The sequence below is a fragment of the Bacteriovorax sp. PP10 genome (genome assembly GCF_035013165.1).
In the GTDB taxonomy this organism is placed as follows: domain Bacteria; phylum Bdellovibrionota; class Bacteriovoracia; order Bacteriovoracales; family Bacteriovoracaceae; genus Bacteriovorax; species Bacteriovorax antarcticus.
The window spans coordinates 111,706-134,339 of the sequence record NZ_JAYGJQ010000001.1 but is presented as its reverse complement, the minus strand read 5'-3'; the positions used below and the strand labels follow the sequence as shown (position 1 = coordinate 134,339).

At 36.4% G+C, this 22,634-nt stretch carries 17 protein-coding genes; 15 read left to right on the top strand and 2 right to left on the bottom strand.

Annotated elements, in window-relative coordinates:
• Positions 1-17: 17 nt before the first annotated feature.
• From SHI21_RS00595 to SHI21_RS00525, 15 genes are all read left to right on the top strand, one after another.
• Positions 18-851, top strand: a complete 834-nt coding sequence (locus SHI21_RS00595) for a hypothetical protein (RefSeq protein ID WP_323574150.1) — start codon at positions 18-20, stop codon at positions 849-851.
• A gap of 9 nt (positions 852-860) precedes the next feature.
• Positions 861-5,171, top strand: coding sequence for a hypothetical protein (locus SHI21_RS00590; RefSeq protein ID WP_323574147.1), 4,311 nt, complete (start codon positions 861-863; stop codon positions 5,169-5,171).
• Between the two features lie 179 nt (positions 5,172-5,350).
• Positions 5,351-6,484: a class I SAM-dependent rRNA methyltransferase gene (locus SHI21_RS00585; RefSeq protein WP_323574146.1), complete on the top strand. Its 1,134-nt coding sequence runs from the start codon at positions 5,351-5,353 to the stop codon at positions 6,482-6,484.
• Positions 6,485-6,486: 2 nt separating this feature from the next.
• Complete coding sequence (locus SHI21_RS00580; RefSeq protein ID WP_323574145.1) at positions 6,487-7,437, top strand: AAA family ATPase; 951 nt, start codon at positions 6,487-6,489, stop codon at positions 7,435-7,437.
• Positions 7,438-7,440: 3 nt separating this feature from the next.
• Positions 7,441-8,286, top strand: a complete 846-nt coding sequence (locus tag SHI21_RS00575) for a DUF58 domain-containing protein (RefSeq protein WP_323574144.1) — start codon at positions 7,441-7,443, stop codon at positions 8,284-8,286.
• Positions 8,283-9,059 carry a hypothetical protein gene (locus tag SHI21_RS00570; protein ID WP_323574143.1) on the top strand — a complete coding sequence of 259 codons (777 nt, stop codon included), beginning with the start codon at positions 8,283-8,285 and terminating at the stop codon, positions 9,057-9,059. Before SHI21_RS00575 ends, SHI21_RS00570 begins: the two co-directional genes overlap by 4 nt.
• Complete coding sequence (locus SHI21_RS00565; RefSeq protein WP_323574142.1) at positions 9,056-10,036, top strand: VWA domain-containing protein; 981 nt, start codon at positions 9,056-9,058, stop codon at positions 10,034-10,036. The genes SHI21_RS00570 and SHI21_RS00565 overlap by 4 nt, the downstream gene beginning before the upstream one ends.
• Complete coding sequence (locus SHI21_RS00560; protein ID WP_323574141.1) at positions 10,033-11,865, top strand: vWA domain-containing protein; 1,833 nt, start codon at positions 10,033-10,035, stop codon at positions 11,863-11,865. Before SHI21_RS00565 ends, SHI21_RS00560 begins: the two co-directional genes overlap by 4 nt.
• Positions 11,865-13,568: a BatD family protein gene (locus SHI21_RS00555; protein ID WP_323574139.1), complete on the top strand. Its 1,704-nt coding sequence runs from the start codon at positions 11,865-11,867 to the stop codon at positions 13,566-13,568. The genes SHI21_RS00560 and SHI21_RS00555 overlap by 1 nt, the downstream gene beginning before the upstream one ends.
• A complete protein-coding gene (locus tag SHI21_RS00550; RefSeq protein ID WP_323574137.1) occupies positions 13,565-14,500 on the top strand; it encodes a bifunctional riboflavin kinase/FAD synthetase in 936 nt (311 codons plus the stop codon). Before SHI21_RS00555 ends, SHI21_RS00550 begins: the two co-directional genes overlap by 4 nt.
• On the top strand, positions 14,493-15,182 hold the full coding sequence (locus SHI21_RS00545; RefSeq protein WP_323574135.1) for a shikimate dehydrogenase family protein: 690 nt from the start codon (positions 14,493-14,495) through the stop codon (positions 15,180-15,182). The genes SHI21_RS00550 and SHI21_RS00545 overlap by 8 nt, the downstream gene beginning before the upstream one ends.
• 100 nt (positions 15,183-15,282) lie before the next feature.
• Entirely contained in the window at positions 15,283-16,959 is a 1,677-nt protein-coding gene (locus SHI21_RS00540) for a GspE/PulE family protein (RefSeq protein WP_323574133.1), read from the top strand.
• A gap of 7 nt (positions 16,960-16,966) precedes the next feature.
• A complete protein-coding gene (locus SHI21_RS00535) occupies positions 16,967-18,112 on the top strand; it encodes a type IV pilus twitching motility protein PilT (protein ID WP_323574132.1) in 1,146 nt (381 codons plus the stop codon).
• 3 nt (positions 18,113-18,115) lie between these two features.
• Complete coding sequence (locus SHI21_RS00530) at positions 18,116-19,330, top strand: type II secretion system F family protein (protein WP_323574130.1); 1,215 nt, start codon at positions 18,116-18,118, stop codon at positions 19,328-19,330.
• Between the two features lie 185 nt (positions 19,331-19,515).
• Positions 19,516-20,064 (top strand): type IV pilin protein, encoded by a 549-nt coding sequence (locus tag SHI21_RS00525; protein ID WP_323574129.1) that lies wholly within the window; start codon positions 19,516-19,518, stop codon positions 20,062-20,064.
• A gap of 34 nt (positions 20,065-20,098) precedes the next feature.
• On the opposite strand, the gene SHI21_RS00520 is transcribed toward SHI21_RS00525, so the two are convergent.
• A complete protein-coding gene (locus SHI21_RS00520) occupies positions 20,099-20,839 on the bottom strand; it encodes a hypothetical protein (RefSeq protein WP_323574126.1) in 741 nt (246 codons plus the stop codon).
• A gap of 974 nt (positions 20,840-21,813) precedes the next feature.
• Positions 21,814-22,623 (bottom strand): hypothetical protein, encoded by an 810-nt coding sequence (locus SHI21_RS00515; RefSeq protein ID WP_323574124.1) that lies wholly within the window; start codon positions 22,621-22,623, stop codon positions 21,814-21,816.
• Positions 22,624-22,634 lie beyond the last annotated feature (11 nt).

Genomic DNA, 22,634 nt, shown 5'->3' with positions numbered 1-22,634 from the left:
TTAGGGGTTAAAAACACATGAAAACTTTCTTATTATCAATACTTTCAATCACTACACTGCTTGGTTCTGTAGGGGCTTGGGCAGAAACAAAAAATGAAGTCATCGAGCAATATGAGATCAGAAGTTATGATCCACAAAAAAGTGGCCTAACGGATTTAGTATTCGAAGCTCGCATTGATAACTTAACTGAGATTTTAAATAAGACTCAAACTTTTGGAAAATTGGTTGATGTTTATTTTAAAATTTACTGGTTGTCTCCAGCGCAATATAAAGTTGAAGTCATGGGTCTTCCAAAAGGATTCCAGGAAGTTCGCGACGACTTAAGTGCGTTAATCAAAGGTAAACTTGAATTCATTATTCCAGAAAAGTTCTCTGAAAAATTTAAAGCTTACACACTTAAAGCTGAGCCGATTGCTGATGGGAAACTAATCAAAGCAATTGATGACTCATATACACTTGCCGTTCCTGAAGTTGACTTGGTATTTGATAATAATGGACGTTTAAAAACACTACAGACAAAGGCAGCTGCTTCGTCAGTTAAGACTGAATTCTTCCAGACTCCAAAAGCATGGAGTAATAACAAGCTGGTTATGGATAAAGTTGTCTCTGTTAGTAAGCAAGGTATTGCAACAAATACGGTTACAAACTCGATTGAGTACTTAACTGTGGGTGGAATGGGTTTCCCATCGAAAGTAACAGTTAAAAATTTAAGTGAAGCGACGATTCCAGCGAATGGAAAAGAAAAAGAAAAGAAAGTGAAGAATGAAACGAATACGGCGATTCGCTTTACAAAATATGAAGTGAATACAGGAAAAGCATCACGCTTTATGACTGAAGGGCTTAGACGTTAGGAATAATAATTGAAATTTAGCACTAAAAAAATTCAATCTCTTCTAGTGCTGACAATTGTTTTGTTTACGTTTTCATGTTCAAAGCAGGAAGCGCCTTCAATTGATACTGGTGAAGTTAAAAGCCAGCAGGAAATTGACAGGCTAGAAGCTTGTACCGGAGTTAATTTCAGCAAGGGTGTTCTTCTCCATTTAAATATGCTGAAGCTATTTAAGTGTACGAAATGGGACCTGGAATTTCCCTACATGTACCAGTCTATTAAAAGGATCCAAAGTTCTTCTTGGGATCATTTAATGGGCCCAATCGATAAAGAGTTTGTAGAAAACCTTTCGAGAAGAGACCGTGTCTTTAAAAATATTAAAGATCTTGATGCAAAAAATGGTTTAGATGATTTAAGCCGTGTCCTGGTTGCCTTAAACGAAACCAATTTTTTTGATTCTGTAAGGGCAATGTTTAAATGCGTAGAGAACTCTTCTGATAAAATTTGCGTTGATAGACTTAATATTCCCTCGAGAACTTCACTTAAAAACATCGTAAAACTTATCGACATAACTCCCGATTCAATCGGCCAGGCCTCTATGTTCGTTAAAGGATTAAATGTTGCTATCGGTCCTAATGAAGAAAAATTACGTGCGGAAATTAATAAATTTAAAAGTGACCCTGTCTACATCAATGTCCGTTTGAAACTTGTAGATGCTGTTGCTAAAAAAGTTCAGGCCGGTTTAAGTAAAGAAGACCGAGAATTCCTTGGAAAGATTCTTCTTACAGGGGACGCCAAAGGTGAAGTGCCATGGATCTATGCATGGTTTCATGATGTAAAAATGACTCGTGAAAAATTCAGAGACCTGGTTGAATACCCCGTCCTTACGAATCCAGTATTTGTTGGTGAAGTGAAAGGTCTGAAGATGGCCTACGATGATAACTTCAATTGCTCAATTAAAGATGCCCAGGATCCGAACGAATTAATCACATTTGATTTTAAAACTCATCTTCGTGATTATGTCACAGTTCTAAAAACTAGTGATTATAAAACTTATTATGATTACTCGTCTTCAATAGTTGTCGGTCTGAAAATGTCATCTGAAGTGTGTCGCGAGATGGTGACAAATAGATACAATACTAACTTCGTAAAAATGATGTCGAATCTTTCCAGCTTTCTGGGAGAAAAAAAGTTTTTTGACCTTGTGAGATTTTTGGCACTTCATACGACAGCGAAAGGGGATCTGGATAAATCATTTGCAGAAAACCTTTATCTTTTTGATCTGATTGCCAGCGATATCTTTTCAAATGCAAATATCGTTAATGAACAGATTGTTAAACACACGAGAGAGTTCTATCCAGTCATTTATGATGTTGTAGAAAATCTTCAACCAGAAGCTTATATAAATATTGGTGAGTTTTTAAAAGAAAACTTAAAAGAAGAAAACGACAGTAAGTTTAAAGGTGTGGCAGATTTCTGGAGTTTCTTTAATTCTACAGAAAAGAATTTTGTGTTTAACTTTGTCGATAGGCATTTTGAAGGAGATACACAGTTTGTTCTTCTTTTTGACTTCTATACAAAATTTCTCGATGACTTAAAAGACGTTCAGCCTATTTTCAAAGATAGCTGGATGGGAACTGAAACTAAAGAAGAGATGTCTTATCTTTCACTCCAAGATTTCTTTTATCAAATGGCCGGAAAAGAAACACTACTGGATTTCCAGAAGTTCTTTGGCCGTGATCAGATTCTAAAAGTGTTAGAAGTTATTTCAAATGGAAGTAATATCAATTCTAATGCTGTCGCAGAATTAAAATACTTACGTTCTGATGAATATATTACTAAATCAAAAACTGAAAAATATAAGTTCTCTGTTGTGTACAATCCTAAAGTTGCTGACGGGGATGACTATGACGCTCGTCCAGTGATCGAATGTATGCAGAAATTCGCAGACATCGAAAATGGATTTTATGAGCTCGTAAGAAAACTTCCAGAAGCTTGTTCTAAAATAACGAATGAGAATATCGCCTTTAGATTATTTGGATGGCTCAATAATATTGAAAGTACTTTTAAAGAATTCAATCCTGGAAAAAATTCAAGTGATACGATTTTAAGTAAAAGAGGAATCTTAAGTCCTTATATGCTTAACACGACTCTGGGGACAGCTAAGATTCTGGATTCTCTTTTAGGAGATATCGATTCGACTCTTCCTACGAAAGGTGGGATTCGTTATGTGATGGGATCAGCGAAATATCATTTAAATGATCTTCACGCAGCAGAGCTCGCAGATGAAAATTTAGCATTTTTAACAAAATGGTTTGATGTGAGTCCTGAGGATAATATCCTTCATAGAAATGCCCTGATCAAAACATTTACTCGTGAAAAGAACTTCGCCAGAGCAAATGATCTCACTAAAAATCTTGCCACGGTGTCGATTCAGTATAGTGATTGGGTTAAAAACGGTAATTTAGTTAAAGCTCAAAATCGCAAAATTGGAGACTACGATCCTAATCAGGATTGTGAGAAAGTTGTTAATCAATTCGTATCTCAATACGCATGTCCTTCAAAAGAAATTGTAAAAAAGAATACGAATAAAATTGTGAGTTACCTGGCAACTGTCTGGGAAAAACCACAAGGGACTGCGGTTGCGAATCTATTAAAAGCACTTAAGCCTGGAGAGGGACTAGATATTCCTCTTGGATCTAAGACGACTAAGAAATACAGAATGACGTTAAAGGAAACAATGAAGTACTTGTACGATACAAGTGATAAGACTTTTCAAGTTAACAAAACAAAAACGAATTATGTTAATGAAGCGGGAAAAAGTTCTAATGAAGTCCTGACAGTCTTAGAGCGAATTGAAGTTGTTATTCGTGACGTACGATTTGATAATAACTATCTTGGGGTTGCATTCTTGAATGCGATTACCCATGCTCAGGATTATAACGAAGAAGCTCACAATAGAAGAGGGCTGCTTGCTAAGTGTTTAAAGATTCCTGGTGTTCGTTGTGGCCGTCCAATGAGTGACGATGAGCTACGAATGGGAAGAAATGCTCTGGAAACTTTTGATGCTCTTATTGATGTAGATAATGGTTATAAAAAAGACGATAGACTTAAATATGGAAATTTCTTAAAAACTTTTGAGCAGACTTTGGTTGCAAGCTCGGCCTTTGAAGCACAAGAAGTTAAATTACTCCCTATCAAACAAGAATTACTCGTTCAGCATAACGGTCGTGTGTTAGGTGAAATGACCGGTATGACAATGTGGTCGAACATGGCACGTGTCATCCGAGATCGTGTTGGTAGAACACGCCAAGAATTTGAAGAATTTATTAATAGCGATAAATTTAATCGTGTTGATAAAGCTCTTTTATATGGCTTCGATTTAAATCAAGCTGGGCCATCTGCTGAAAGATTATTATGGAAACTTCAATCGACACCTCCGGGTGAATCACAAAACGCAATTAATAATACGATAGACTGGGTAGCTTCACTTGATTACCAACAAACAAGACTGGTAGAAGATACAGTGGCGAGACTACTTCTTGTGGGATCTTACCTGGGAACTCCTGAAGTTGTTTTTGGAACTAAGTTTAAAGATGGAAGTGACGAGCGTTACAAAGACAATAATTTACTTCAAATGTTCTTAGCTCTGGAAAAACTGATCGATAAGTACCCGGCACTAAAAAATAATTTTCCAAAAGATATGAAACTGATCGATGCTGTTAAACCAGTCAACACTGCCTTGGTGTTCTTAACAGATTCACTGGCATCCACAAATGTTCCAGAAAAGAATGTGGCCTACCTTGCATTGAATGAGCTTTTCTCTGCACTTCAGACAACATTATTTGATGAATTACCTGACCCAAGATTGTCTCCATATCTCAGCAAAACTGTTCAAGGTATAGACCTGGCAATAGGCTTTATGGATAAACCTGAAAACGTTGGCCAGGCCTATAATTTAATCCGTGAAGATTACCGCTACCTTGATAAACTTCATGCCAATCAAGCTTCGTGGTTTAAGGTCATGGGACTTAACGTAGGCAGAATCGCCAATGCTGCTAGAATCGACTTCACGCCAATAAGAGACTATTTGAGCTTCACAACTAAGAGCTCTGTTTGTATGAGCAGAGATTCAAACTGTGAAGCGAACTACCATTTCGATGAACCAGCTACTATGTTGAAGTATTTGACTCAAAAATCTAAAGAGAGTGGTGATACTTATCTAATGGTGGCGACGAAGAAGCTATTAGTGGAAAATTTTGATCAACTAAATAAGATGATCGATGACCTAATCCCAGCTTTAAGGATCAAGGAAGTGAAACCCCCGCTTCAGTTTAACTGATTCTTTTACTCTGTTAAAAATTACTTTATTGAAGAATAAAAAACTCATTCTATACTAGAGAGATAACAGTATTTTATCTTCTTTAGAGGCCCTTTCTGAAATCATTAATATTACAAAATAAGTCTTCGTCGAAAGTCTCTCGTGGTGAGCGTGAATTGTCTGAAAAAGACTTGCTCGAAATGTCCAAAGGTTTGCGTCCTGGTGAATGGATCATTCTTGAAGATCAACTCGCAAAGAAAAACTATATTGCTTACATCAATCCTTTTGCTGAAAGTTTTTATAAATTAAAAATTCTCACAGAAGATAAAACGAAAAAATATAATGTGAAAAGTGATGAAGAAGAAGTGGCCCGCGAATTAATTGTGGCCAATCTTCAGGCCGCTTTTAAATTACGTGATTATTTAACAGACTATTCAAATGGTGCTCGTCTTGTTTACGGAATGAATGATTCTCTTCCGGGAATCATTGTGGATAAATACCAAAAATATATTCTTGCTCAAATTAACACGGCAGGAATGGATCGATTTAGAGATTTGATTAAAGCTGAAATTGTTAAAAAATACCCTGAGCAAAAAGTTTTGTTCTTCGATAATCTTGAATACAGAAAATCAGAAGTTCTTCCGGTTCATGAACCTGAAAAGATTGCGGAAGATTTAGATATTTTAGAAAATGGAATTCACTATAGAATTTCTCAGACTGTTATGCAGAAAATTGGTTACTACTATGACCACAGAGAAAACAGAAGCAAACTTGCAAATCTTTTAACTCGCACATCGTTTCCTAAAAAAACAGGATTAGACCTCTTCTCATACGTGGGAAGCTGGGGACTTCACATGCTGAAGGCCGGTGTTGAAAATGTTGAGTTTGTTGACCAGGCCAATATGGAAGTGGCAACGAACACAAATCTTGAATTGAATAACTTCAAGGGAAGAGGACAGTTCACAAGATCAGACGTTTTCAAATTCTTAGATACAGCACTTGCGAGTGGGAAAAAATACGACGTTATTGTGAGTGACCCACCAGCATTTACTAAATCAGAAAAAAATAAAATTCAGGCCCTTCAAGGTTATGAAAAACTTCATTTAAAAGCGATGAGACTTTTAAGTGATGAAGGATTAATGGTTGTTGCTTCATGTACTCACCATGTGAATTACGAAGAATTAGATAAGACTGTTCAAGAGGCAGCTTTAAAGAATTCTCAACGTGTTCAGTTATTAGATTTAGGTGTTCAAGGGATGGATCATCCATTCAGCGGATTTAAAGATAAAAGTTTTTATATTAAATATTTAGTTTATTTTGTGAGCAGAGGGTAATTATGAGTACTGAAATCAGATCACGTATTAATGAAGCATTAACACAGGCCAAAAGTGTAATCTTTGGGCAAGACAATTTATTAGACGCCATCATGGCCTCTCTTATTTGTGAAGGTCACTTACTTATCGAAGGTATGCCAGGACTTGGTAAAACACTTTCGGTCTCAACAATCAGTAAACTTTGCGACCTGTCGTTTAAAAGAATTCAGTTCACACCAGATTTACTTCCATCAGACTTAATTGGGACAATGATTTACAGTCAGAAAAACGAAGAATTCAGTACGAAATTTGGTCCGATTTTCACTCAGCTTTTACTGGCCGATGAGATTAACCGTGCTCCGGCAAAAGTTCAGGCAGCTCTATTAGAAGCAATGGCCGAGAAACAAGTCACAATCGGGGATGAAACGCACAGACTGTCTTCACCATTCGTTGTTCTTGCCACTCAAAACCCAATTGAGCAGGAAGGAACATATCAACTTCCAGAAGCTCAGCTTGACCGTTTCATGATGAAAGTGAATGTTGATTATCCATCATTTGCTTCAGAGAAAAATATTATTGATCTTAAGAAAAATGCAGTTAATAAATTATCAGCTGTTTTATCGACTGATGATCTTCTTACTGCCCAAGAGCTAGTTGACGCTATTTACGTTGATGACAAAATTAAAGACCTGATTGTAAAAATTGTTCATGCAACAAGACCAGATTCTGAATATTTTCCAAAAGAGTATAAGGGAGTGATCGTTGCAGGTGCTTCACCAAGAGCAGTGATCTGGTTATATAGAGTTTCAAAATTCATGGCCTTCATGGAAGGAAAGGATTTCGTTACACCTGACCATATATTAAAAATTGTACCAAGTGTTTTAGGACACAGAATAATTCTTTCTTACGAAGCTTCAATTGATAATTTTAAAGGATCTGATGTTGCATTGAAAATTGCAAAATCGCTTGTATAAAATATGAACATAAACGAAGTTAGAAAAGTTGTTGGGAAGCTTAGGGCCAATCTTTTTAAGAGGGCTAACTCCCATTCAATTGGAATACTTAAAACCAATATTAAAGGAACAGGTCTCCAGTTTAAGGAGCACCAGGTTTATAATTTTGGTGATGATATCAGATTCATCGACTGGAAAATTCTGGCGAAGACGAGTCATCCTTATGTAAAGACTTTCAATGAAGAACGTAACGTTGAGATCGTTGTCGTGATTGATGCTTCAACGACAATGATGACTGGATTCAACGGGGTTTCTAAACTTCAGGCCGCTATTGAAATTTGCTGCTTACTTTACTTACTAGCTAAAGAGACAAGTGACTTTGTCCACGCCTTGATTATTACAGACGAAATTATCGATGTTCCAAAGTTATCTGGGGATAAAGGAATTACTCACTTAATTTCAGTGTTAGAAGAAAAAAATATCATTACGAGTAAAGGCAAAGTGAACTATGAACGCCGCTTCGAAGAAAATGTTGATAAAAAGAAAAAATATATCTCGATCATGAAGCACTTAAGTCGCAAAAGAGAAATTATTCTCCTTTCTGATTTTAATGATTTTGTAGATGCAGATGTAATGAAAAAGTTATTGGCCAGATCGAATGTCCATTGCTTTCAAATACTATCCCCATTAGATGAAGCAAAAACCCTTCCATACTCACTGCATGCTTCAGCAAGCCCTAAGGGTTCATCCAGCTTAGGGAAATACGATTTTTCTGGCAAAAAAGACCTGGCCCATGAGTATGGGAAAAAATTTAAGAGATTAAGAGTGCAAGAAAAGTATTTAGAAAACTTTGTAAAGGAGATGAGATGAAAGTCTTATCTGCTTTAATTATTTGTATCGCGATGATGATGAGTTCTGCTTTTGCTCAGACTATTCAGAGTGAATTCATTCCTTCTCAAAACACGACCCAGGTGAAAGAGGGTGATTTGATTGAGGCCACGATTAGAGTCTGGCCAATTGAAAATGCCGACCTGACTCAGTTTAAGAAACTAGAAAAGACATTGTTCTTTAATGCTTTATATCTTGCTCAGATTACCAGCTTAGGTGTTTCTCAAAACAATGCTGATGTAGTTGAACTCAAAGGTTTGTTTATTGTTAAAACGGCCAAGGCCCAACCAACTTTTGCGTTTAAGTATAACGATACACTGATTGAATTAAAGTCAGGTGCACTTGCCATTACTGAGCTCCAAGGAAAAAATTCAGATTTCTATATCCTGGATCAATCGCTGAATAAATCAATTATCTGGATGATCATCCTTGGTGTGTTGATTGTGCTATTGGTTTTGGCCGTCATTAAAAGAAAGGCGATTAAAGAATTCCTTGTAGGCCTAAAACCAGATTCTATTAAAAAAGCTAGAAAGAAATATGATGAGATCTTTAGAAGAGCAGCAAAGAGAGAAGACTTTGAAGCGATTTATAAGGATAAAGAGACCTGGATGGGGCTTTTAGTTGAAAGAGCACCGGCCCATTTTGAGTTCTTAAAAACACTTAATCAGCACCAGTTCAAAAAAGAATGGGGGAATGCTGAGATTGAGGAAGTGAAATCTTCTTTTGATATCATCAGAAGGAGCTTTGAAAAATGAATTTTGAATTTCAACATATCCATTATGCTATTTTCGGTGGAGTCGGTTTGATCTTTTGGATCATCGGCTTCTTTTATTGGTTTAAAAAACCTCAGCTTTTTATTCCCTCGAAATATAAGAAAAAAGGCATTCCTATTCTAAGAAGTTTGATCTTCATTATGGGAGTCGTGAGTTGGTTATATATTTCATTTGCTCTTGCCGGTCCTCGCAGACCTATGGGAATGGATAAAAACACTATTGAGGTTAACGATATTTTTATTGTTCTCGACTTATCAAGATCAATGCTTGCTGAAGACTTGAAGCCCAATAGATTTGAAGCAGCAAAACAAAAGATTCAGGACTTCGTTGCACTTTTTCCACGCGATCGAATTGGAATTGTTATTTTTGCAGAAAAAGTTTTTACACTCCTTCCGTTATCTACTGATTTAAATCTGATTAATAAAATGGTCGCCCAGATTAAGTTAGGTGTGCTGGGAGATGGAACGAATATCGGTGATGCTCTTGCCTTAGGCGTTGGTCGTCTTCTTCAGTCTTTGGCGAAAAATAAAGTCATTATTCTTCTTACGGATGGAGTAAGTAACGTAGGGACACTTACGCCACTTCAGGCAGCAGAGATGGCGGCTGAACAAAAAATTAAGATTTACACGATTGGGATTGGAGGAGCAAAAGACGCACGCATTCCAGTTGGCGCCAATATGTTTGGGGTTCAACGCTATCAAGTCATTCCAGGTGGAAGTGTAGATGAAAAAGGTCTTCAAGAAATCGCTCGTATTACTGGCGGGAAGTTTTATATGGCCCGAGATAATAAGGCCCTTCAAAACGTTTTAGGTGATATTAATAAACTTGAGCGCACGGAAATTGAGCAATCTGGAAAGATTATCTATGAAGAGCTGTATTTCAAATATCTTTTAATCGGAGTTCTGCTTTTAATCGGGGCCGAATTATCCAGACGTCTACTCCTTAGGGAGGGCCCATGAATTTTAGCAACACTCAGTATCTCCCACATATTATTATTGGAAGTATCATCTTTGCGATACTCATCATCTATTTAAATTCTAAATACTTTAAATGGGTGAAGACCTATTGGTTTTTTGAAAGAACATGGCTTAGCCGTTTCTCCACACTGATTTATGTCATCAGTTTATTCCTAATGTTTGTTTCTCTATTGGACTTAAGAGGTCCGGAAGAAAAAGTTAAAACGAATCTTCCAGATCAAAAAACCATCATTATTTTAGATAGCTCATCTAGTATGTTGGCAGAAGATATTCGTCCTAGTCGTTTTGGAAAAGCCATTCAGCTGGCACGTCACTTTGTTAAAAGTGCAGCAGGACATCAGATTTCAGTCGTTCTATTTTCTGATATCCAAAAACGTTTAATCCCTTTTACAGATGATATTGATTTACTTGATTCAAGATTAGCAGCACTGGAAAAAACAAATGCTGTGTCCGGAGGATCAAATATTGGGCAAGCGATTTCTGAAGCTGTTGGATATTTTGATACAGATGGGGACAGGAAGGCCGCTAATGGAAATATCTTAGTTTTTACCGATGCAGAAGAAAGTGATGGATCATTTGATGTAGACCTGGGAAATAATATCAACCTAGCGGTTGTTGGTATTGGGACAGCTAAAGGCGCTAATATTCCTCTGAGATGGGAAGATGGATCTTTTAGAGGTTATAAAACAAATAAAGGTGAACCTGTCGTTACGAAACTTGATGAAGAATATATTAAGAAGATTGGTAAGAACGTAAAAAATTACAAGTATTGGATTGCGAATTCTTATTCCTTACCAACAGAAGATATTATGAACTTTTTCAGAGGCACTTATAATAAGGCCAATGGAAAAGGAGATATGCGAGTGCGTCCGGTATTTTCTCATTTGATCCTAATCCCAGCGATTATTTTATACTGCTTTTCAATTGTTCTAGGAAGATTTGCTAGTTTTAAAACAGTTGCAAGTTTATTGGTCATTGCGCTTTTATCTTTTAATGCTGGTGCCTACGCGCAAGACTCGCAAGAAGAAGAGAAGAAGGAAAAACCTCTTCCACCTGCACTATTAAAAGAGATGCAGAAAATGAAAGACGGTAAGGCCGATCGCAAAGAGATTTTAAAGATCGCTGAGAATCTTTTGAAAAACAATGATGAGAAACGCGCCAGTGAATTGTATAAAGAATATGCAAGGCCTGAAGACGAACAACAAGTCGTCTTTAACAGAGCAACGGCCCTTCTAAAAGCACATAAGTTAGATGAAGCGATGCCACTCATTCAACAGATTTATAAGGGTGCGAATGAAGAAATAAAAGATAAAATGCGCCACAATCTTCTTCTGACTATGAATGATGATAAGAAGGGGCAGGACAAGAATAAAGACGATAAGAAGGATGACAAGAAGGACGATAAAAAAGACGACAAGAAAGATGGCGAAAAAGATAAAAAAGATAAAGACGGAAAACAAGACGACAAAAAAGAAGATAAGAAAGACGGGAAAGGGCAGGATAACAAAGACAGTAAAGATCCAAAAAATGGCCAGGATCAAAAACAAGATAAAAAAGACAATAAGGATAACAAAGATAAGAAAGACGAAAAAGAAAAGAAAGATCCTAAAGATCTAGATAAACCTGATCGTCCAGACACCGCTCCCAAGTCATTACAAGAAAAAGAAAAAATGATTGAGCAAAAAAGAAAAATGGTAAAAACGCCTGCCATGGTTAAGCAGATACTAAATGATGACCGTGAACTGCAAAAGAAGATGATGGATACTTCCACTAATGAGCGTGGAGCACCTAAACCTAAGAGAGACTGGTAATGAAGATAATAATGTTTTTTATTCTGGCAATGTTTTCAATGGCCCTTCGTGCTCAAGAAGTCGAAGTTGTTGTAGAGCCTAAAGAGCCGGTTATCAATGAAAACTTTTTTGTTACTTTCAAGATTAAAACTTCAGGAAGTGAAGAGCCCTATATTTCGTTCACTCCTTATGGTGCTTCTGTTTTAGGAAAAAGATCACAAGGTCTTTCTATTTCCACAGTCGTTATCAATGGTAAGTTTACAACGACAAAAGAACAGGCCGTAGTTTATGAACTGCTTGCTGAAAGAGCAGGGCAGGTCTACCTAAGAAACGTTAAAGTTGAAATGTCTGGAAAAACTATTCCAGTAAGTGAAGTTAGAGTAAACGTCCTAAATGAAGCCCGAAGAATCCCAGATGCTTTTATTGAAGCAGAAGCCTCAAAAACAAAAATCTATTTGGGAGAAGGACTTGATGTTAATTACTATCTTTATTTCAAAACATCTATTTCTGCTAATGATGTAAAAGAGTTTCCTAAGTTAAATAAATTTATTAAACGCTTTCACCACATCAATGCACCAGTAGAAACGGTTCAATATAAAGGACAAGTTTTTAAAAGAATTCTCGCTTATTCAGCAAGGCTCTATGCTGAAAAGGTAGGTTCAGCAGTCCTGGACCCAATGACGATTTCTGTTCAGATGATAGAAAATGATTACAGTGGTTTTGGATTTGGATCTCAAAGATATAAGAATAAAGACCTCTCAAGTCCACGCATTGAAGTTGAAGTACTGGCCCTTCCTTCTGAAGGTGTGCCAAGTAGCTTTACTGGATTAATTGGAGAGCATGAATTCAATCTTTCAGTCCCTAAAGGAAAGTATCTGGTTAATGAACCAATCGAAATTAAATTAGAAGTAAAAGGTAAGGGGGCCGTTGAAAATTTCGATGCTCCAGTTATCTATGCAGATAATAATCTAGAGCAATTTGATACAAAATCTGAAGTAACAGAAATGGGGATGCAAGCAGCAAAGAAAGTTTTTGAATACACACTTTTAGCAAGAGGCCCGGTTAAGATTCCAGCAAGAGAAATGGCCTTTGCTTATTTTGAACCAAGCTCAGGAAAATATATTGAGAAAAAGATCTCTGTGCCTGGAATTGAAGTTAGTGGTGTTGCGGCCGCGACGAATGGAAGCGGTGAAACTAAACCTGAGGCCACAACTCCAGCGGCCGAAGGAAACAATTTTTTAAATTCATTATTTAAAAATAAGAAAGAAGTCGCAGTAGAGAAAAATCAAATAGGTCTTGTTGGCCCTAATCTATCCGGGCAAGGACAGTGGTTTGATCGTGGGTTCCTGGTTTTAAATACGATATTAGGGCTACTTTTAGTTATCGTTGGAATTCAGTGGGGATTATCAGCAAGAAATAGTTCTGGTCCAAAGAATATTTCGCAATTGATCAAACGCGATATCGCTGTAATGAAAAAGAAAGGTCTTCGTTATTCAGAGCTTTATCATGTACTGGTTGCCCTGGATAAAACAAATAAAATGGCCGCAGGTGGAATTTCAATTACAAATGTTATAAATGATAGTCAGTTATCAAATGAAGCTAAAAACTATTTCAAAAATGCATTGAGTTTTACCGAAGGTGGGGCGTATGCTGAAGGAAAGAGAAACGGCCAGAATGTCGTTTTTGAGAAAAAACATTTTAATGAACTGATGAAAAATTTATGATTATTGTTAAAGACCTTGAAGAGCTAAAAACTGTATACAATGAAAACAAAGTCCATGTGACTATTGGAAACTTTGATGGTGTCCATGTTGGGCACCGTGAGTTTTTACATCAGATAAAAAAAGACTGTATTCAAGATCATGCAAAGTTTGTGATCGTAACTTTCGTCCCGCATCCTTTAAAAATTCTTAAAGCTCATTCAGGTTTTTTAATTAATACTTATGCAGAAAGAAGAGAGCTTCTCGCAAGTTGTGGAGCAGACTACTTACTTGAAATCGACTTCACTCGAGACTTCAGCACGCTGACACCTGAAGAGTTTTTAACAAAACACATCTTTTCATTTGATGGTATTTCTAAAATCTACCTAGGTCATGATTTCGCATTTGGAGCAAATAAGTCTGGAGACTTCCATGTGGCGAAGACTTTTTGTGAGCACAAAAAAACGGCCTTAATGCTTCAACAAGAATATAAAATTAAGAGCTCTTCGGTTTCATCGACTGAAGTGAGGAATGCTATTTTAGCAGGTGATATCCCTAAGGCCAATGAGCTTCTTGGAAGAAATTACTTTCTATCAGGAAGAGTTATTAAAGGTGAGGGGCGTGGTAAAAAAATTGGTTATCCAACAGCTAACCTTGGTTACGATAAAGAATTAATTATTCCGGCCAAAGGTGTTTATATCACCCAGGTTAAGATTAAAGATATGATTTATAATTCAGTTACAAACATTGGAGTCAATCCAACGTTTAATACTGGTTATGAAGTTCATGTTGAATCTCATTTACTGGATTTCACTCAGGATATTTACGGTGAAGAAATTCGCGTAAGTTTTATCAAGAAACTTCGTGATGAAAAGAAGTTCCCAAGCGTTAACGACCTTGTTGAACAAATTACAGCTGATGCTGAATTGGCACGAGAATATTTTAAGCATGAATAAGTATGCATTAGTCGGCAAAGATATTTCTCATTCTCGATCTCCTGAGATGTATCGCAAGCTTATTTCACCAAGTGTTCATTATGATCTTTTGGATTATAAAACAGCAGAAGAAATTCCCAGCGCTCTTGATCTGCTAAATATCTATGATGGCATCAACATCACATCACCTTATAAAAAACACTTTTTAACTCAGGTTGAACTCACGAGCACCGCTCTTGAAATCGGAGCGATCAACTGCCTTAAAAAGAAAAAGGGTAAAGTCATAGGGGAGAATACAGACTACCTTGCGATTGTTGATATCTTAAAAGAGATGCAAAAAGATTATGGCGATCTTGAGGTGATTATTCTTGGAGATGGAGTGATGGCCTCTGTTGCCAGGCTCGCACTCAAGAATTTAGGTTTAAGCTTCAAAGTATTATCACGTAAACAAACCAACAATTTTAATCAACTAAATTTAATTGAACATTTTCAATCCCCAACTGCTTTACCCGTTGTTATTAATACGTGTGCCAGAGAATTCATTTTTAATGGTATAATCCCTAATAGGGCACTATTTTGGGACTTCAATTATAACTTTAGTCAGCATTCTTCTACTATTCCTGGCAAAGTTCATAAATATGTCGACGGGTTGGAAATGCTTGAGCGACAAGCTTTGTATGCCGTAGCATTTTGGTCTAAGTAGTCTTCTACGTAATATCTTCAAATTATTTAAGAACATTCTCAATCAACCGATAAGTTATTCAAATATCGTCTGCAAGTAAAATAAGAGAAGTAACAACTTTATGTTCAGAAAAGAGTTTGTTGATGTCATAACTAAAACGGGAATGGTTCCAATTAAGGATCTACGCCCGCTTATTATCGACAAAGATCCATTACTGATTTCAGAACTTGCTCTACTACAATTTAAGTTTTTTGATGACATTAGATTCGCTAAGCAAATTGCTGATAGCTACAATCTTACTTATATCGATTTATCAAAAGCAAAAATCCCTGAGAGAATTTTAAAAATTGTTAAGAAGAGCGATATCGTAAAATACCGTGTTCTTCCAATTCAAAAAAACTCACGCGCAGTAAGTGTTGCGATCTTTGATCCATCTCTTATTAGATTGCAAGCTGAGCTTCAGGCATTGTTTCAATACCCAGTAGAATTTATTCTAACGAGTCTTTCATCATGGTCGGACATCTTTGCCAGAGTTCCGGATAATATTGATGACGTACTTGAGACCATTAGAGAGATCAAAGCTGATTCTCAAAAGAAAGATGAAAACATTAAAGAAGATGACATCGGTGACGACGTTATCAGATATGTTAATAAGATTCTGGCCGAAGCTTTTGTTATGAAGTGCTCTGATATTCATATCGAGCCTTATGAAAATAACTTCCGTATTCGTTACCGTCAGGATGGAAGCTTAGTTGAGGCCGCAAGACCTCCACGTGCCCTAATGCTTCCGATTATTTCGAGAGTAAAGATCTTGGCCCAGATGGATATTTCTGAAAGACGTAAGCCTCAAGATGGACGTATTAAGCTTGAAATCGGTGGTAAGCCAATCGATTATCGTGTTTCTTCACTTCCAACATTGTTTGGTGAAAAAATCGTTCTTCGACTTCTGGATTCATCAAATCTTCAGCTAGATATGACGAAGCTGGGATTTGAACCTAAGCAAATTGAGATTTTTAAGGAAGGTATTTATCGTCCTTACGGAATGTGTCTGGTTACTGGTCCTACAGGATCAGGAAAGACGACGACATTGTATTCTGCTCTGGCCGAGTTGAACCAAATTGATACTAATATTTCTACCGCGGAAGATCCTGTCGAGTTTAACCTTGAAGGTATCAACCAGGTAAACGTAAAAAAAGATATCGGATTAACATTCGCAGCTTGTTTAAAATCCTTTTTACGCCAGGATCCTGATATCATAATGGTAGGAGAGATTCGTGACCATGAGGTTGGAGAGATTGCTGTTGAGGCCGCACTTACGGGTCACATGGTTTTATCTACACTTCACACTAACGATGCACCAAGTACGATTACTCGTCTGGTGAATATGGGGATTGAACCTTTCCTTGTAGCAGCTGCACTTAACGTTGTTGTTGCTCAAAGACTTTGTAGAAAGATCTGTAAAGATTGTAAGGACGTTGATCCTCTAGCTACAAAAGAAGTTTTAGTGTCATGTGGTATTTCTCCAGCATCAGCTGAGAAGATTACTGCATACAAAGGTAAAGGTTGCGGGACATGTAATAATACTGGTTATAAAGGGCGAGTAGCCATTTATGAAGTATTAGAAATGACTCCGTCAGTGAAAGAAATTTTATTAAGATCAGGTTCAACTGATGAGATAAAGAGACAGGCAATCAAAGAAGGCATGAAGACTCTTCGAATGTGTGCTCTGACTAAAGTGGCCCAAGGGTTAACAACTGTTGATGAAGCTGTGTCGAATTCAGCTTCTGATAAAATGTAGGATTATTATGGACGATACTGGAAAAGGCGGAACCTCAACAAGGCTCACTCAAACTCACACCAATCAGGCCGGGAGTAATGAGAACTTAAAAATTCAGCAGCTATTCAAATTGATGGTTGATAGCAGTGCTTCGGATTTACATATTACCTCTGGTACTTCTCCCGGGCTTCGTGTCCACGGCGAAATTATCAAAGTTAAAACTTCTCCTTTATCAGGTGAAGATACAAAAAGACTTATCTACCAAATTTTAACTGAAGATCAAAAAAACGAATTTGAAAAAAAGCTTGAGCTGGATTTCTCTTTCGGTATTAAAGGCCTTGCGCGTTTTCGTGCTAACGTTTTTAATTCGAAAGGTGCAGTCGCAGCAGTATTTCGTATCATTCCAAGTATCATTCCAGACTTTAAAGCATTAAACCTTCCTAACGTTCTACTTAAAATGTGTGACGTAAGTAACGGATTAATTCTTGTTACAGGACCAACTGGTTCTGGTAAGTCGACAACTCTTGCAGCTCTTATTGATTATTTAAATCAACATGAAGCAGGCCACATTGTAACTCTTGAAGATCCGGTCGAATTCGTGCACGCGCACAAATCTTGTATCGTGAATCAAAGAGAGATTGGAAGTGACTCACTTTCATTTAGTAGTGCCCTTAAAAGCTTGCTTCGTCAGGATCCGGATATCGTTCTGGTTGGAGAGCTTCGTGATATGGAAACAATTGAAGCTGCTTTAACAATTGCGGAAACAGGTCACTTGGTTTTTGGAACTCTTCACACGAACTCGTGCGTTCAGACCATCAATCGTGTAATTAACGTTTTTCCGGCACACCAACAGATTCAGGTTAGAACTCTTTTATCATTCGTTCTTCAAGGAATTGTATCTCAGCAGCTGATTGCAAAATCGTTCGAGAAAGGCCGTGTAGCGGCGATGGAAATTCTTGTTCCAACAACAGGTATTAGAAATTTAATTCGTGAAGATAAAATGCACCAGATCTATTCTCAGATGCAAATCGGGCAGGATAAGTCGGGAATGATTACAATGAACCAAAGTTTAAGAAAGCATGTTGAGACAGGATCAATTTCTGCCGACGTAGCAATGGGCTATTCAAATGTACCGGATGAATTAGCAACTCAATTAGGAATTAAAGTAAAATAAGTTATGGGTATTTATAAATACGAAGGTGTAGACACCAACGGAAAAAAAGTGACAGGCCAAGTCGATGCGGCATCTGAAAAAGATGTTCGTAAAGTTTTACGTGCACAAACTATCAGAGTTAAGAAAATTGTTCCACCAACAATCCTGGAGTTCGATCTAGGTGCTTGGATGGTAGAAAAAGGACTTGCTAAATCTGTTAGTAATAAAGAGCTTTGTACCTTCACTAAGCAGTTATCAATTATGATTAGTGCTGGTGTTCCTATTCTACAGGCGCTAGAGATTCTTTATCGTTCTGAAAAAAATCCAACACTAAAATTATCAATTAAGAAAATTGCTTCCGATGTAGGGGAAGGGAAAACTATTGCTGAAGCCATGGCATCACAAAAAGGTTTTGATAAACTTTATTGTAACCTGGTTCGTGCTGGTGAAGCCGGTGGTATTTTAGACACAATTTTAAAAAAACTTGCTGTACATATGGACAAACAAGAGAAGACTAAAGCACAGATTAAGTCGGCGATGATGTATCCATCTGTTGTTGTTTCAGTTGGAGCGGTTGTTATTTGGGCAATGATGGTTTTTGTTGTTCCTCAATTTACGGGGATGCTTAAAGAATCAAATCAAGAAATTCCCTGGGTCACTCAATTTGTTATAGATACCTCGAACTTTATGGGAACTTACACTCCGGTCATGGTACCGGGAGCGATTATTGGAGTGGTTATGTTTTTATCTTATATAAAAACACCTACTGGAAAAATAATGTGGGACAACTTTAGTATGCGGATCCCTGTTTTTGGTGGGATTATTATTAAAGGAAATTTAAGTTCATTCTCAAACACTCTCGCAACATTATTAGGAGCAGGAGTTTCTTTAATTGATGCCCTAGATATTTGTATTGAGACAATTGATAATTCAGTAATTGCTCAAGATCTTAAAGAAGTTAAAAAGAAAGTAACGGAAGGTAAAACACTGACCGAACCATTAAGTAAGATTGCTTACTTTCCAGAGATTGTTACTCAAATGATTAGAGTTGGAGAGCAAACCGGGCAAATTGACGAAATGCTTGCTCGAGTAGCAGAGGTCTTTGAAGAAGAAGTAGATAATCTAGTTACAGGTATGACTAAGATGATCGAACCCTTAATTATTGTTGTTCTAGGGGGAATTATAGCGACCATATTAGTTGCCATGTATCTTCCAATGTTTATGTCGGCAGGGGCATAGGGATATTAGATATCGGTAAGTTATACTATTTTTAATTTTTTTTACTATTTTTTATGAATACGTTTAAAATTGATCTAACCGGATTTTTTATTTAGCTTGAGGAACTGCTCTTCATGTAGTTTTGATGGCAACGGTAAAAGTCTTATAAAAAACCAAATCTTAATTTTGGTTAACAGGAGAAAGGTATGAAAAAGTTTTTGAAGAATCCTTCGGGATTCACTCTCGTCGAATTGATGGTAGTAGTTGCGATTATTGGTATTCTATCTGCTATCGCCGTTCCAAATTTTAAAAAGTATCAGGCCAAGTCGAAGCAATCTGAAGCAAAAATTCAGTTAGCGGCGATTTACAATTCTGAAGTAGGTGCTCAATCAGATTACGATACATACGCGACTTGTTTACCAATTATGGGTTATGAGCAATCACCACGTGGATATTATACAGTTGGATTTGTAACAGGTATTGATGCTACTGGTAAGTTTCCAAACTGTGCAAGTGGAGCAGCTACAGCTGCGGGTGCTACAGCATCGACAACTGAAAGAGCAATCGTACCCAAACTGCAACACATGGCCGCTGTTACTGCTAACAAACCAGCAGACGTCTCATTGGCAGGAACAACTGCTTCACAAACGACTTTCACTGCAGCTGCAGAAGCTTCGATTTCATCAGCAGTGACTAGAGATATTTGGTCTATTACAGAAACTAAAAACTTATCTAATAATACGCCAGGTTATTAATCTGAAAAGCGACCCCTAAATGGGGTCGCTTTTTTTAAATATTAATCTGATATTTGGGGTATTTTCTTAGCTGGTCCAGATATGTATCAATCAGGTCTTCGTTCCAATCTTTATAAAGAGAATTTACTTTAAAGTTATCAATGTGATCTCTGCATTGAGAGTATTTAAAATATTCACATGTGTAGATGAAAATTGCAGCAATCTTTTCTTCGTTGCCACGAAATTCCATATTAAATTTGATTGGATCATTAAAAATTAAATATAAAACCTTACTTACTTCATCACGATTGTTTTCGTAGCCATATAAAATAGTTAAATAGAGATAGGTAGATGGCATTGCTGGTTTTATTTCAGAAATTTTTTTAATCTTAAGTTCACTATTTATGTTGGGATTATAAAAGAGGTTTTCAGCAATTACCTGTGGCAAGTATGGTTGACGGGGCCATCTATTTTGAATTTCTTCGATTAAAAGAAATGATTCATAAAAACGTTTTTGTTTAATGTAAATTGTAGATGCGATAATTGCTGTTTGTGGAGTTGCTTCTTTCTTGTATGAGTAAATCCAAAGTTCATTTTCGTTAATGAATATTTTTACGTAGTAAAAACTATAACAACTAATAATTAATAAATAAGCACTTAATATGTATGTTAATAATTTTTGAAATTTAAATTCTTCAGAAATTAGCAGGAAACACCAGTAAAATCCAATCGAAGAATTCAGCAGGTATGTATCGCTAGCAAAAATATTAGTCATATTTACTGTAACTAAGATCAAGGGGTAGAAAAAATAAATTAAAGGACCAGCTAAATCAGAATTACCCTTTTTTATTTTTTTAAAGCAGTAGGCTAAAAAAAATACAAGGGTGAATAGACCCACCAGGTTTTCCCAAGATCCAGGGTAGTGCGAGGTCGGAAGTGCAGAAAAAGGATTTAGACATTGATAAAAATATCTCCCTAATGCAAGTAAAGGATCACCAAAGTCAAAAGTCGTATAGTTCGCGAACTTGCTCATTAAGCTAATGTGCTTGGTATATATAAATTTGTAATAGTAAAAATTTATAGTAATGGAGCTTAGGCAAACAATAATATTAGGAGCGAGAATCTTATAAGAATGAGAATTCAATTGAGGCTTATTTGAATAGATGAAATAAGAAAACCAAATGATCCAAAGAGAATTTATAGGTTGCGAATAGCAGCTTAAGAAATAAAAAAAAGTAATAACGATAGCCCTGTAAAATGTCAGGTTATCCTTATGCTTAATTGTGAGGTAAGTGGCATATACAATAAAAAAAGTAGCTAGTATGTGCTTTCTAGCGGCGATCCAAGCTACAGAGTTAGCAGATATCGGACTAAGAGCGTAGAGAAGTGTCAATATACCAATGACATAATAATTTTTAGGGGAAGAAAGAAGGAAAATATTTCTAACGAGATAGCATAAAAAAATCCAGATAGCAGCATTGGTAAAATGAAATGAATAAGATGGATATAATAATTTTATTTTAAAATCTAATAGATAGGAAAGGTCTCGAATTGGCTGAAAGTCTAATACCAGTCCGTTGTTAATTGAGAAAAAATAATGTTTAATATTTTGGATTTTAGAAAGTGAAGTTAAGAGTACATTGTCATCATAAGTTAATATCACATCGTTTGAGATAACCTTCCAATACATTAAGAGTATTGTTGTCGTTAAGAGCATGAGAAAGTAAAAATTATTCTCAAATATTTTTAAAGTGATTCTTTTTATCTGAATCATTTGTAGACCCATTTAGGTCTATAGGGAATCCAAGTCTTCGAAGCTTGATATTTTAAGTTTAAAACTTTGTAAGGAACACCATCAAAATCTATTTTTGAACAATTCTTTTGATTATTATTTAAACAATTCAAATCTATTTCTGCTTTCAGACTATAGAGTTGCTCATTAATTTTTTTCCAAATAGGAGATTCAGGCTTAAAGCGGGTCTGGTATTCTTTTAAAATTAAAAAAGAATCCATTAGATTTCCTCTATTTGATTCGATACGGGCCAGTGCGCTAATCATGTACTGGGGAGCTTCTGGCTTGTTTTTTAATTTATTAAGAATTGGATAAGCTTTATTTAAATCTTTTTGTTCAAAGTAATAATGAAATCCACTATTGAGTAAAAGTGAGTAATCATCTGGGTATTGTCTCAGTCCTTTATCATAAATGATATCTGCCCCTGATAAATCATCTTTAATGATTGAAAGGTATGGCCCACCAAATTTATAGTTTTCATAAAATTTGGGCTCAAGAAGAGAGATTGTGTTAAAACGAATAAACATCCAGGAATTTAAATCTTTCTTTTTATAGTGATCTACGTCGCTGTCTAGTATCGTTCCCACCCAATAAAAAGATGAAATGAGTCTTTTTTGTCCCAGATTGAAATACATCCAAAAGTTCTCATTAATATTTAATGTGCTTTGCTGCTTACTTACAAACAAGGTTGGCTTAGCATTTTGGCTGGAGATCAAGAAAGCACCTGACAATGCCAGTATGATAACCATTATATAAATGTATAAGCTTAAATATTTACTTAATTTCATATTTCTATAAT